Annotated in this window: 11 protein-coding genes; 8 read left to right on the top strand and 3 right to left on the bottom strand. The window is 71.4% G+C overall.

Features of this window, described 5'->3' with window-relative positions; translation table 11 throughout:
* Positions 1–28: 28 nt before the first annotated feature.
* Entirely contained in the window at positions 29–619 is a 591-nt protein-coding gene (locus tag NRB56_RS30375; protein ID WP_153347764.1) for a TetR/AcrR family transcriptional regulator, read from the top strand.
* Positions 620–629: 10 nt separating this feature from the next.
* On the opposite strand, the gene NRB56_RS30370 is transcribed toward NRB56_RS30375, so the two are convergent.
* Positions 630–1508: a LysR family transcriptional regulator gene (locus tag NRB56_RS30370; RefSeq protein ID WP_153347763.1), complete on the bottom strand. Its 879-nt coding sequence runs from the start codon at positions 1506–1508 to the stop codon at positions 630–632.
* A gap of 159 nt (positions 1509–1667) precedes the next feature.
* On the opposite strand from NRB56_RS30370, the gene NRB56_RS30365 reads away from it, so the two are divergent.
* Both NRB56_RS30365 and NRB56_RS30360 read left to right on the top strand, forming a co-directional pair.
* Positions 1668–2600 carry a DMT family transporter gene (locus NRB56_RS30365; RefSeq protein WP_319943761.1) on the top strand — a complete coding sequence of 311 codons (933 nt, stop codon included), beginning with the start codon at positions 1668–1670 and terminating at the stop codon, positions 2598–2600.
* A 260-nt stretch (positions 2601–2860) separates the two neighbouring features.
* Positions 2861–4093, top strand: a complete 1233-nt coding sequence (locus NRB56_RS30360; RefSeq protein ID WP_153347761.1) for a site-specific integrase — start codon at positions 2861–2863, stop codon at positions 4091–4093.
* Positions 4094–4115: 22 nt separating this feature from the next.
* Here the strand turns inward: NRB56_RS30360 and NRB56_RS30355 are convergent, their stop codons facing one another.
* A complete protein-coding gene (locus NRB56_RS30355) occupies positions 4116–4436 on the bottom strand; it encodes a hypothetical protein (protein WP_153347760.1) in 321 nt (106 codons plus the stop codon).
* Positions 4437–4854: 418 nt separating this feature from the next.
* Here NRB56_RS30355 and NRB56_RS30350 point away from each other — a divergent pair, with 418 nt between their 5' ends.
* Complete coding sequence (locus tag NRB56_RS30350) at positions 4855–6303, top strand: amidase (RefSeq protein WP_153347759.1); 1449 nt, start codon at positions 4855–4857, stop codon at positions 6301–6303.
* Positions 6304–6492: 189 nt separating this feature from the next.
* Positions 6493–7248 (top strand): alpha/beta fold hydrolase, encoded by a 756-nt coding sequence (locus tag NRB56_RS30345; protein WP_153347758.1) that lies wholly within the window; start codon positions 6493–6495, stop codon positions 7246–7248.
* A 3-nt stretch (positions 7249–7251) separates the two neighbouring features.
* Here NRB56_RS30345 and NRB56_RS30340 read toward each other — a convergent pair whose 3' ends face one another.
* Positions 7252–7914 (bottom strand): CGNR zinc finger domain-containing protein, encoded by a 663-nt coding sequence (locus NRB56_RS30340; RefSeq protein ID WP_319943760.1) that lies wholly within the window; start codon positions 7912–7914, stop codon positions 7252–7254.
* A gap of 77 nt (positions 7915–7991) precedes the next feature.
* On the opposite strand from NRB56_RS30340, the gene NRB56_RS30335 reads away from it, so the two are divergent.
* From NRB56_RS30335 to NRB56_RS30325, 3 genes are read left to right on the top strand one after another with little or no spacing between them, the layout of a single operon-like run.
* Positions 7992–9425 (top strand): MFS transporter, encoded by a 1434-nt coding sequence (locus NRB56_RS30335; protein WP_153347756.1) that lies wholly within the window; start codon positions 7992–7994, stop codon positions 9423–9425.
* Positions 9422–10705 (top strand): FAD-binding protein, encoded by a 1284-nt coding sequence (locus NRB56_RS40280; RefSeq protein ID WP_319943759.1) that lies wholly within the window; start codon positions 9422–9424, stop codon positions 10703–10705. The genes NRB56_RS30335 and NRB56_RS40280 overlap by 4 nt, the downstream gene beginning before the upstream one ends.
* Positions 10706–10740: 35 nt before the next feature.
* A complete protein-coding gene (locus NRB56_RS30325) occupies positions 10741–12063 on the top strand; it encodes a family 1 glycosylhydrolase (RefSeq protein ID WP_153347755.1) in 1323 nt (440 codons plus the stop codon).
* Positions 12064–12079: the final 16 nt, after the last annotated feature.

The raw sequence follows: 12079 nt of genomic DNA, 5'->3' as shown, positions 1-12079 counted from the left end.
GGTTCGATTCACGCTAACATCGGTGCCGATGAACGACAAGCCGAACCCCGGGCGCAAACGCAGCGAGGACAGCCGGATGGCGATCCTCGCCGCCGCGTTCGAACTCACCGCGGAACGCGGATATGCCGGACTGACCGTCGAGGGCATCGCGGCGCGCTCCGGCGCCGGTAAACAGACCGTCTACCGCTGGTGGCCGTCGAAGGCCGATGTGCTGCTCGACGCGCTGGCGACGAAAGCCGATCTGTACGTGCCGATTCCGGACGAGGGCGGCTACGCCGCCGATCTGCGGAAGTTCCTGATCGACAGTTTCGCCCTGGGCGGCAACGAGACCGTGGTGGCGGCGTTGCGGGCGCTGATGGCACATGCCCAGGTGGACAACGAGTTCGGGGCGCGCTGGCGGGCGGGATTTCTGCAGCGGCGCCGGGACGCGTTGCTGACCATCGTCGAGCGGGCCGTCGCGCGCGGCGAGGCGCCCGCGGGGTTGAGCCCGGATACCGTGGCGGACATGGTCTTCGGCACGATCTGGTATCGGCTGCTGGCCACCGATCGGCCGGTATCCGCCGGGCTGGCGGACGAACTCGTGGTCGCCGTCACGGGTGTCGCTGCGCCGCAGGGATGATCGCGCGCCGTCAGGGGTGTGCCGCGGCGGCGGTGAACAGTTCGGCGGCGCGGCGGGCGGCGGGATGCCCGAGCCGCTCCTCCCGGATCGCGAGGGCGATCCGGCGGACCGGGGTGGGGTCGACGACCGGCCGCGCCACCACCTGCGGAGGCAGGTCGACGGCGGCGAGCCGCGGCATCACGGTAACGCCGATTCCGGTGGCCACCAACGCGATCGCGGTCGGATAGTCCGGGGTCTGCACCTGGAAGGCGGGTGTGATGCCGGCCGCCGCGCAGGCGTCGAGCAGGACGCGACGACAGGGGCCGTCGGTGTGCTCGTTGTCGATCCAGGGGTGGTCCGCGAGATCGGCGAGCCGGACCCGTGTTTCGGTGACCAGGGGGTGCTCGCGGTGCAGGCCGACGACGTAGGGGTCGGCGGCCAGCGGCTGCACCCGGGCGCCGGTCGGGGGCGGGGAGTGCGGATCGGCCACGAAGATCTCGATATCGCGCTGCCCCTCGGCGAATTCGGCCATCCGCAGTTCCAGCCGGAGGTCCGGGAATTCGGTGCGCAGCGCCTCGACGACCGGCGGCAGCCAGGCCGCGCCGACCGACCCGAAATACCCGATCGACAGACTGCCGGCGCGGCCCGCGCGCAGGTCGCCGACCATGGAGTCGAGGCGGGACAGTTCCGCGAACAGGCGATCGGACTCGGTGGCCAGGGCGCGGCCCGCGGTGGTGGGCACCAGGCCGCGGCCGGAGCGTTCGACCAGGCGCAGGCCGGTCTGGCGTTGCAGGGCCGCGAGTTGCTGGCTGGCCGCCGACGGGGTGTAGCCGAGGGCGGCGGCGCTGGCGCGCAGCGATCCGGTCGCGACGACCGTGCGCAGCAGGCGCAGCCGGGTGATGTCGAGCATCCTCGAATCGTACAGTCACGCTGAACAGTTGTGCCGGATTGTTCGCTTGTCCTGTCCGATTGTGGCGGTGAGGATGGCGGGATGACCACAGAATCCGCGCCGGGTCCGCGTCCGAAAATCGCTTGTGCCGACGAGGGTTCCACGGCGAGGATCACCGGCGTGAGCACCGACTCGATCACCGCGCCCCGGCCCACCGGTATCGACGTGCCCAGTGCGGTGGCCGCGCTGGTGACCGTGGTGCTCTGGTCCTCGGCGTTCGTCGCCATCCGCGACGCCGGTACCGCGCTGTCGCCCGCGCCGATGGCGCTGCTGCGGCTGGCGGTGGCGGCCGTGGCCCTGTCGGTGCCGATGTTCGCCCGCGGCGCGATCACGGCCCGGCTGCCGCGGTCCGGGCGGCCGTGGTTGCTGATCGCCGCGTACGCGGTGCTGTGGCTGGCCGCGTACACCGTCGCGCTGAACACCGGGGAGCGCCACGTCGACGCCGGCACGGCCGCGCTGCTGGTCAATCTCGCGCCGCTGCTGGTGGCGTTCGCGGCACCGGTCCTGTTCGGCGAGCGCCTGACCCGATGGCTGATCCTCGGCGCGGCCGTCTCGCTGGCCGGGGTCGCGCTGATCGCGCTGGGCACCGGCGGCGGACATCGGGACGGCCTCGGAGTGCTGCTGTGCCTGCTGGCCGCGGTCCTCTACGCCGCGGGGGTGCTGGTGCAGAAACCCGCACTGCGCCATGTGGATCCGCTCACCGCGATCTGGCTGGGCTGTGTGATCGGCACGGTGGCGCTGCTGCCGTGGGCCCCGCAACTGGTCACCGAGCTCGCCGCGGCTCCTTCCCGCACGATCGCCGACGGCGTCTATCTCGGATTGGCGCCCACCGCACTGGGTTTCACACTCTGGTCGTTCGCGTTGCGCCGCACCGACGCCGGCCGCCTGGCCGCCAGCACCTACGCGGTCCCGGCGATCTCCACGCTGATGTCGTGGCTGCTGCTCGGCGAGGCACCCACCGCGCTGGTCCTCGCCGGTGGGGCGATCTGCCTGCTCGGAGTGGCGATCTCGCGGCGGGTGCCGCGCCGCGATCGCGAGACCGGCTCTCGCTGAGGCGTTCTCGTGCCCTCCGCCACATGGCGGCGCGTTCTCACAGGTCGCCGGGCCGTACTGTGCTCGGCCTCATGAGGACGCCGGCCTCGCGTGACGTCGTGCCGGAGGCGGTAACGCGATACAGCGGCATCCACGGAGGGCCTGCAACACATCCTTCCGCGTACCGACCCCGGCGTCTCGACAGGATGAGCGCGGCTTCGGCCGTATCCCCGGCACGGCGGTCGCCGGTATGTGCGGGCTCGGGTGAGAAGGTGGTGGTGATGACGATCGAATCTGGGGTGCAGCCGGATATCTCGGCGGGTGTGGTCGCCGTGCCGGATTCCGTGCGGGCCGAATTGCGGCGCGGGGTGCGCAGTGTCCTGGTGGACGCGGTGGCGTTGCGGCTGGTGCGGGAGCGGTTCGATGACGAGCAGGCGGGGGCGCTGCGGCGGTATCTGGAGGCGTCGCAGTCGCCGAATACGGTGCGGGCGTATCGATCCGATTGGATCGGGTGGTCGGCGTGGTGCGCCGCGGAGGGACGGCAGGCGTTGCCGGCGGACGCGCTGGATGTCGCGGTGTATCTCGCGGCGGCGGCGGACGCGCGTAAGGAGTCGGGGGCGTGGGCGTTCGGGGCGGCGACGCTGGAGCGCAAGAGCGCCGCGATCGCGGCGGTGCACGCGGCCAACGGGTTACCGTCACCGACACGGTCGGATGTGGTGCGGTTGACGTTGCGCGGTATCCGGCGGACACGGCGGACCCAGCCGGCACGGAAGCGTCCGGTGCTGTTGCACACGCTGGAACAGTTGCTCGCGGGATTACCGGCGGCGGGGTGGCCCGCCGAACCGGCGCGGCGGCGGGACGCGCTGGTGCTGCTGGTGGGGTTCGCGGGAGCGTTGCGGCGTAGTGAGCTGGCGGGGTTGCGGATCGCGGACGCGCGGGTGGATCTCGATCACGCCAGCGGTGAGCCGATCCTGCTGATCCAGTTGCCGGTCACCAAGACCGATCCGACCGGTGCGGCGGCGCAGCGGGTGGCGCTGCCGCGCGGGCAGCGACCGCACACCTGCCCGGTCTGCGCGTTCGCGGATTGGCTGCGACTACTGGAGATCCATGCCACCGAGGGTGATCACGGGGTGCGCGTGTGGTCGGAAGCACATGCGGCGCAAGGTGATCCCGCGATCCATCGGTGTCACGGATTCGCCGGAACCAGTCTCGGCGATCCGGAACGACCGCTGTTCCCGGCGATCTCGCGGCACGGCGGGATCGGCGCGACAGCGATGTCGGGACGGGCGGTCGCGGAATTGGTGAAGCGGTACGCGGCGCGGGCGGGCCTGGATCCGGCGTTGTTCTCCGGGCATTCACTGCGTGCCGGGTTCGCGACACAGGCGGCGCTGGGCGGGGCCAGCGACCGGGAGATCATGCGGCAGGGCCGCTGGTCCAACCCGCGAACGGTGCACGGATACATCCGGACCGCGAATCCGCTGGAGGACAACGCCGTCACGAAACTGGGGTTGTAGCGAGATCGAACAAGCCGCGCAGTCACCGGATTTCCGAATCGCCACCCTCACCCTGTGCCGAGGGATTCCGGCCGCGGTCATTCGTACAGACGCTCGCCTCGCGAGGGCTGGACCCGATCCCGGCCGCCTTCAAGCGTGTGAACACCTGGTCACGGTCACGCACTCGCACGACCAGGTTGAACGGTACGGTGTTGTCGATATCGACGTCGACGAGCCGCGGCCCCTCGAGTTCGATGAGTGCGCGGGCGTAACCGCGCCACAAGGCCTTTCGCCGATCCACAACGAGGTCGAAGAGCGCGGTCCCGGTCGCGGGGTGTCTAATTTCCCGGAACCGTGTGATCACGCTTGTCGCCAGACGTGAGGTAGCCGCAGGCATCGCAGTCGGCAATGGGCGGTGACGGCCCACGGGCGATCATCGGGGTGTGGCGGTTGCCGCCTCGCCGTGGCGGTTCAGTAGCCGCTGGTGACGCGTTGTCACACAATCGGGCCGAATTGTGTTCGATTTCGGGGCCTGCGCCGCTTTCGTCTCGACCGGCGGCCGGTCGAACGGTTCGCGGCCGGAGCGGAATACGGTGGTCGGTGTGACATCTGTCCCGTTGTGCGAAACGGTCTTTCATGGCCTGCGGCGACCGGGTCGGCGCCGCCGGACCTGGGACCTGGGATATGCCGGAACGGGGCGGCTGCGGTCCGTTGTTCGGTGATTACTGTTTGCGCGAAACAATATTTCATGGCTATTGCGGCGGCTCGTTACCGTCGAATTCATGAATGGGAATTACCGATCGGCCGAGGAACTTTCGGTGGCAATGCGTGCCGGTGAGGTGAGCTCGGTGGAATTGACCGACGAGGCGATCGCCCGTATCGAGCGGGACGACACGGCGATCAACGCGATCTGTGTGCGGACCTTCGACCGGGCGCGGGCCGCGGCGCGACGTGCCGACCGGGCCCGCGCCTGGGGTGAGGATCGGCCGCTGCTCGGGATTCCGGTGACGGTCAAGGAGTCGTACGACATCGCCGGGTTGCCTACGACCTGGGGGATGCCGTCGCAGCGAGACCATGTGGCGGCCGAGGACGCGGTGCAGGTGTCGCGGCTGGAGGCGGCCGGGGCGGTGCTGCTCGGGAAGACCAATGTGCCGTTGATGCTGCGAGATATCCAGAGCTTCAACGAGATCTACGGGACCACCAGCAATCCGTGGGATCACGGCCGTACGGCGGGTGGGTCGTCCGGGGGGTCGGCGGCGGCCCTGGCGGCAGGATTCGGCGCGTTGTCCATCGGCTCCGATCTCGCCGGTTCGCTGCGTACCCCGGCGCATTTCTGCGGGATCTACGCGCACAAGCCGACACTCGGGCTGGCGCCGACCCGTGGCATGGTCGCGCCGCCCGCGCCGGCCCTGCCGATCGACCTCGACCTGGCCGTCGTCGGGCCGATGGCGCGTACCGCGGGCGACCTCACGCTGTTGCTCGACGTGATGGCGGGTCCGGACCCGCTGACACACGGCGTCGCCTACGAGGTGGCGCTGCCGCCTTCGCGGCACGAGCGGCTGGCGGACTTCCGGGTCCTGATCGTCGAGGACCATCCGCTCATTCCGACCGGATCGGCGGTGCGGGCGGGCGTGCATCGGGTCGCCGACGCGCTCGGCGACGAGGGCGCCCGCGTCGAACGGCGCAGTCGGCTGCTGCCCGATCCGGCCGACGCGGCGACGCTCTACATGCTGTTGATGCTGTCCAACGCCGCCGCGAGTCTTCCCCTGGACGTGTACGAACGGTTGCGGACCGACGCCGCCGCCCTGAGCGCGGAGGACCGGAGCCTCGACGCGGCGCGGCTGCGTGGCATGGTGCTCGGTCATCGCGACTGGGTCGAGGCGAACCACCGCCGCGAACTGCACCGCCACGGCTGGCGGCAACTGTTCACCGAGTTCGATGTGGTGGTGTGCCCCATCACGCCCACGCCCGCCTTCCCGCACGACCACCACGGAGGTCTGGAGGACCGGCGCATCGATATCGACGGGGTCGGGTATCCGTACTTCGACCAGCTGGTCTGGGCCGGTGTGGCGACCATGCCGGGGCTGCCCGCCACGGCGATACCGGCGGGCCGGTCCCCCGAGGGCCTGCCGGTGGGCGTGCAGCTGATCGGACCGATGTTCGAGGACCGCACCCCGCTGCGGCTGGCCGAACTGCTCGAGCGGAAGATCGGCGGTTTCCGGGCGCCGTAGGACCGGTGGGACCGCTGCCACGCTGCCGACGCGCCCGGCCTGGCGGCTCATCTGGACGATCGCTGATCGGTAGGGGTGATCCGGTGGCCGTGGACGCGGATTCGGGTGTCGCGCAGGAATTTCCGGTGGCGATGGGTATGCGGGGACGGTGCGGCCGCCGCCGGGCGGGTCGGTAGAGTCGGAAACACCATGGCTGTCCATCATTTCGCGGGCTTCGACGGGGTGCGGCTCGCCTGGCACGAGACCGGGTCGGGCCGGCCGCTGATCTTCCTGCCCGGCTTCGGCGGCTCGGGCCGGCTCATGATCGACCGCGGGCCGTGCGCGGCGATCGCCGCGCACGGGTATCGCGTTGTCGTTCCGGATTCTCGCGGGTCCGGCGACAGTGCGGCGCCGGACGATGCCACGGGGTATCCGCCGGATGTTCTCGCCGAGGACGGGCTGGCACTGGTCGCGCATCTGGGGCTGGGCGACGGTGGGTACGACCTCGGGGGGTATTCGCTCGGCGCGCGGATCGCCGTGCGCATGCTGGCGCGTGGTGCGCGGCCACGCCGGGCGATCGTGGCGGGGCAGGGACTGGCGAAGGTCAGCGGTCCTCAGCACGGCGGGGACAATCATCGGGTACTCGGCGCGCTCGTCGGCGGCACTGTGATCGAGCCGGATTCGCCGGATGCGCGCAGGGCACAGGCGTTGTCGATGGCGGGTACGTCACCGCGCGCACTGCTGGGTGTGCTCGACTCGCTCATCCCGACACCGGAATCCGACCTGCGCCGGATCACCGTGCCGGTGCTGGTCGCGATCGGCGATCAGGACGAGCGCGGCGATGCCGACCAGTTGGCGGCCCTGCTGGGCGATGCCCGGTTCGTCCGGGTTCCGGGTGATCACGGGAGTGCGGTGGCAGCACCCGAACTCGCCGCCGCGATCGCCGGGTTCCTGGGCGAGGGGTAGACGTCAGCGGGATGCGCGGTCGCGCAGGGCCTGTTTCTTGGCGCGGTTGCCGCAGGTGCTCATCGAGCACCAGCGGCGGGTGCCGGGGCGGGACAGGTCGAGGAAGACGGCCTGGCAGTCGTGACCCTCGCAGACCCGCAGGCGCGCAACCAGATCCGACGTGGCCAGGTCCAGGGCGTCGCGGGCGATCAGGGTGAGGGTCGCGGTGATCGGGTCGGGGGCGGTCCAGTGCAGGTGGCCGCGCGAATTCAGGTGTGGCGCTGGTGGATTGCCCGCGGCCACGTCGTTCAGGAGGTTCCGGGCGGCGGGCGGGCAGTCGGCCGGGCCGGTGGTTCGGGCGTGGGTGAGCAGGGTGTGCACCGCTTCGCGGAGCTGCCTTGCGCGTGCAATATGGCGGACCGGGGCTTCGACACCGGATTCGCCCTCGGCCGCGGGGGCTTCGACACCGGGAACAGGTTGAACCGCAACGGCTCCGCGCCGGGCGGGTGCTGCCGTAGGTCCGGGAAAGGTTGCGCAGGGTGCACATTGGGTGATCCAGGCGGTGAGGGCGGCCTCGTCGGGGAGTTCCTCGGTTTCGCCGGGGGTGCCGCGGTGCCGGAGGGTGCGGACGAAGTCCAGGCACAGGCGGCCGGCGCCGGCGCGGAACCGGGGGGCGGGGGCGTTCACGCGGACCACGTTACGCCGGAACCGGTTTGACTGGTACCGTCTGGGCACCAGTCAAACCGGTTCTTCGTGAGGTTCCGATGTCACTTCCCGATTCCCGCTCCCCCGACGACGACCGTTCCCTGTCGCGGCCGGTGGTTGCCGCGCTGGCGCTGGCCTGCGGGGTGGCGGTGGCCAATGTGTACTTTCCGCAGGCGCTGGCTCCGGCGGTCGCCACGGGATTGCGCATCGCGCCGCACACCGCCGCGCTGGCCGTCACGGCTACGCAGATCGGTTATGCCGCAGGCATTTTCCTGTTCGTCCCGCTGGGTGACCGGGTGCCGTATCGGCCGCTGCTCACGGCGTTGCTGGTGCTGACCGCGGCGGGGTCGCTGCTGGCGGCGCTGGCGCCGTCGGCGGGGGTGCTGCTGGTGGCGGCGGTGGCGATCGGGCTGACGACGGTGGTGCCGCAGATTCTCATCCCGATGGCGGCGGGGCTGGTGGCGCCGCAGCGGCGCGGTGCGGTCACGGGGACGCTGCTCAGTGGGCTGATCGGGGGAATCCTGTTGGCGCGCACGTTCTCCGGGACGGTGGCGGAGTGGGCGGGCTGGCGGGCGCCGTACGCGGTGGCCGCGGTGGCGGCACTGCTGCTGACGCCGTTGGTGTGGCGGGTGGCGCCCGGCGCCCGGCCGGTGTCGCGGTTGTCGTATCCGGCGTTGCTCGGTGGTGCGGTGGGGTTGCTGGGCAGCCGGGCGGAGTTGCGGCGGTCCGCCTTCTACCAAGCCGTGGTGTTCGCGGCGTTCAGCGCGGCGTGGACGGCGCTGGCGTTGTGGGTGACCGGGCCGCGGTACGGGCTGGGGACCGCGGTCGTGGGGCTGATCGCGCTGGTCGGGGCGGCGAGCATGTTCGTGACGCCGTGGGCGGGGCGGGTCACGGATCGGCACGGGCCGGATCGGGTGACGTCAATGGCGCTGGTCGTGATGTTCGTGGCGGTGGGGGTGTTGTGGCTGGGGGCGCTCGGCGGCGCGGCCGGTCTGGTGGCGGTGACGGCGGGGATGCTGATGCTGGACGTGGCCACGCAGTCCGGGCAGGTGGCCAATCAGGCGCGAATCTTCGCGTTGCCCGGCGATATTCGCGGGCGGCTCAACACCGCGTACATGACGTGCGCGTTCCTCGGCGGCAGCGTGGGGTCGTGGGTGGGGGTGCGGGCGTACGAGCGGTTCGGGTGGAACGGGGTGTGCGCGGTGGCGCTGGCCGCGGCGATCGTGGCCGGTGGCCGGCATGTGGGGCATCTGGCGCGGCGGCCGCGGGCGGCGGTTACCGTGGCCGGGATGCGCACACGGGATCCGCGGTCCGGCAACCAGGGTGGCGATCTGGGCAGACAGGATCCGCGGTCCGGCGGCGAGGGCGGCGATCCGGGCAGACGGGTTCGGCGGTGTGGCGGCGAGGATCTTCCTGGTGCCGCCAGCGGCGGTGGCGGTGATCTCCGGGGGTCGGGTGACGGTGCGGGGCCGGCGCCGGAGAATGTGGCGTGACGTTTACCAACTGGGCCGGCAATGTCGTCTTCGGCGCGCGGCGGGTGCATCGGCCGGGCAGTGTGGCCGAGGTGGCCCGGCTCGTGGCCGGCGCCGAGCGGGTGCGGGCGCTGGGGACGGGGCATTCGTTCAACCGGATCGCCGACACCGCCGGGGATCTGGTGTCGGTGGCCGGGTTGCCGCGGCGGGTGGAGATCGACGCGGCGCGGTCGGCGGTGACCGTGTCGGCCGGGCTGCGGTACGGGGAATTCGTGCGGACTCTGGACGAGGCGGGCTTCGCGTTGCCGAATCTCGGTTCGCTGCCGCACATCTCGGTGGCGGGGGCGGTCGCGACGGGCACCCACGGGTCCGGGGTGCGCAACGGGAGCCTGGCCACGGCGGTGGCGGGGCTGGAACTGGTCACCGCGGACGGGCAGGTGGCCGGGATCCGGCGCGGGGAGCCGGATTTCGCGGGCATGGTGGTGGGGCTCGGCGGTGTCGGCGTGGTGACCGCGGTGACCCTCGATCTGGTCCCGGCGTTCGAGATCGCCCAGTACGTGTACGAGGATCTGCCCGTCGAGCGGTTCACCGAGGACGCGGCGGAGATCCTCGGGGCGGGGTACAGCGTGAGCCTGTTCACCCGCTGGCGTACGGACCGCATCGATCAGGTGTGGCTGAAGGGGCCGCACGAGACGCCGGAGTTGTTGTGGCACGGGGCTTCTCGCGCCACGGTCGCCATGCATCCGGTGCCGGGGATGCCGGCGCGGCACTGCACGGAGCAGTTGGGGGTGTCCGGGCCGTGGTATCGGCGGCTGCCGCATTTCCGGCTCGAGTTCACCCCCAGCAGCGGGCGGGAGTTGCAGTCGGAGTTCTTCGTGCCGGTCGAATGCGTGACCGAGGCCTTCGCGGCGCTGGACGACATGCGGGACCGGATCGCGCCGGTGCTGCGGATCGGGGAGATCCGGACCGTCGCCGGCGACGAGTTGTGGCTGAGCCCGGCGGCCGGACGTGATTCGGCCGCATTCCATTTCACCTGGATCGACGACCCCGCGGCGGTGACGCCGGTGGTGGCGGCGATCGAGGAACGGCTCGCGCGGTTCGGGGCGCGCCCGCACTGGGGCAAGGTGTTCACCGCCGGGCCGGACCGGTTGCGCGGCCGCTACGACCGGTGGGCCGATTTCGCGCGGCTGCTCGACGGGTACGACCCGGCCGGAAAGTTCCGCAATGATTTCCTGGATCGGTTTTTCCCGCGGGCGGGGACACCGGCCCCGAAGCTGGACACGCGCCCAGTTGGTGAGTGAGAATTGCCCGTCCCGCACTCGACGATGAGGATGCCATGCCCCTGACCCGCCGTCACGCGCTCGCCGTCCTCGCCGCAGGCGCCGGGGCGCTGGCCGCCCCTGTCCCGCTCGCCGGGGCGGCCCCGGCCCCGGCGGTGGTGCCGCCGCTGGGCGACGACTTCCTCTGGGGGGTGGCCAGCGCCGGGTTCCAGTGCGAAGGTCATGCGCCGGACAGCAATTGGGCCCGGTACGCGGCGGGTTCGGCACACGAGCCGTATCGCGACTCGGTGGACTTCTACACCCGCTACGAACAGGACATCGCGCTGGCGGCCGGGCTCGGGGTCCGGGTGTATCGGTTCAGCGTGGAATGGGCACGGGTACAACCGCATCCGGACGGGTGGGACGACGCCGGGTTCGCGTTCTACGACCGGGTGCTGGAAACGCTGGCCCGGCACGGGATCCGGCCGATGATCACCCTCGACCACTGGGTGTACCCGGGCTGGGCGGCCGATCGCGGCGGCTGGGCGCACGCGGGGATGCTCGACGCGTGGCTCGCCAACGCGCGCACCGTGATCGATCGCTACGCGCGCCACGATCCGTTGTGGGTCACCATCAACGAGCCGGCGTTCTACATCCTCAACGAGGTCACCGGCGGCGGCCTGGCCGCGGCGGACGTACCGGTGACGCAGCAGCGGTTGATCGACGCGCACCGCGGCGCCTACCGGCACATCCACGCGGTGCAGCCCGGCGCGATGGTCACCAGCAACATCGCCTATCTGGCGGGCACCGCCGAGCCGGCGGTCAACGGGCCGATGCTCGACGCGATCGCCGCGACCCTCGACTTCGTGGGCATCGACTACTACTACGGATTCACCCCGCAGTCGATCCAGCAGGTGTCGCCGGCGGATTTCGACCGGTTGTGGAATCTGCCGCTGCAACCGGAGGGCATCTACTACGCGCTGCGGCACTACGCGCGCCGGTTCCCGGGGCTGCCGCTGTTCGTGGTGGAGAACGGGATGCCGACCCGCGACGAGCAGCCGCGCGCCGACGGGTACCGCCGCGGCGACGATCTGCGCGACACCGTCTACTGGATCCAGCGTGCGGCCGCCGACGGCCTGAAGGTCATCGGCTACAACTACTGGAGTCTCACCGACAACTACGAATGGGGCAGCTACACACCGCGTTTCGGGCTCTACAGTGTCGACGTGCGCGCCGGCGCGGCCCTGGACCGGCGGCCCACCGACGCCGTCGCGGCCTATACCGCGCTGATCCGCGACGGCGGGGTGCCCGCCGGGTACCGGCCCACGCGCGGCCCGGACGACTGCTCGCTGGTGGACGCGCCGGACAGCTGTGCCGATCCGGTGACCGTGCCGCGCTGAGCCGGCGCGCCCACAG

The organism is Nocardia aurantia, from assembly GCF_009604425.1.
Lineage (GTDB): Bacteria > Actinomycetota > Actinomycetes > Mycobacteriales > Mycobacteriaceae > Nocardia > Nocardia aurantia.
This window is presented reverse-complemented; position numbering and strand designations above follow the sequence as displayed.

Bases quoted from the DNA above. Each gene is read 5' to 3' on its own strand.
- NRB56_RS30375 (WP_153347764.1), top strand. From the start codon at position 29: ATGAACGACAAGCCGAACCCCGGGCGCAAACGCAGCGAGGACAGCCGG.
- NRB56_RS30325 (WP_153347755.1), top strand. From the start codon at position 10,741: ATGCCCCTGACCCGCCGTCACGCGCTCGCCGTCCTCGCCGCAGGCGCC.
- NRB56_RS30335 (WP_153347756.1), top strand. From the start codon at position 7,992: ATGTCACTTCCCGATTCCCGCTCCCCCGACGACGACCGTTCCCTGTCG.
- NRB56_RS30370 (WP_153347763.1), bottom strand. From the start codon at position 1,508: ATGCTCGACATCACCCGGCTGCGCCTGCTGCGCACGGTCGTCGCGACC.
- NRB56_RS30345 (WP_153347758.1), top strand. From the start codon at position 6,493: ATGGCTGTCCATCATTTCGCGGGCTTCGACGGGGTGCGGCTCGCCTGG.
- NRB56_RS30350 (WP_153347759.1), top strand. From the start codon at position 4,855: ATGAATGGGAATTACCGATCGGCCGAGGAACTTTCGGTGGCAATGCGT.
- NRB56_RS30360 (WP_153347761.1), top strand. From the start codon at position 2,861: ATGACGATCGAATCTGGGGTGCAGCCGGATATCTCGGCGGGTGTGGTC.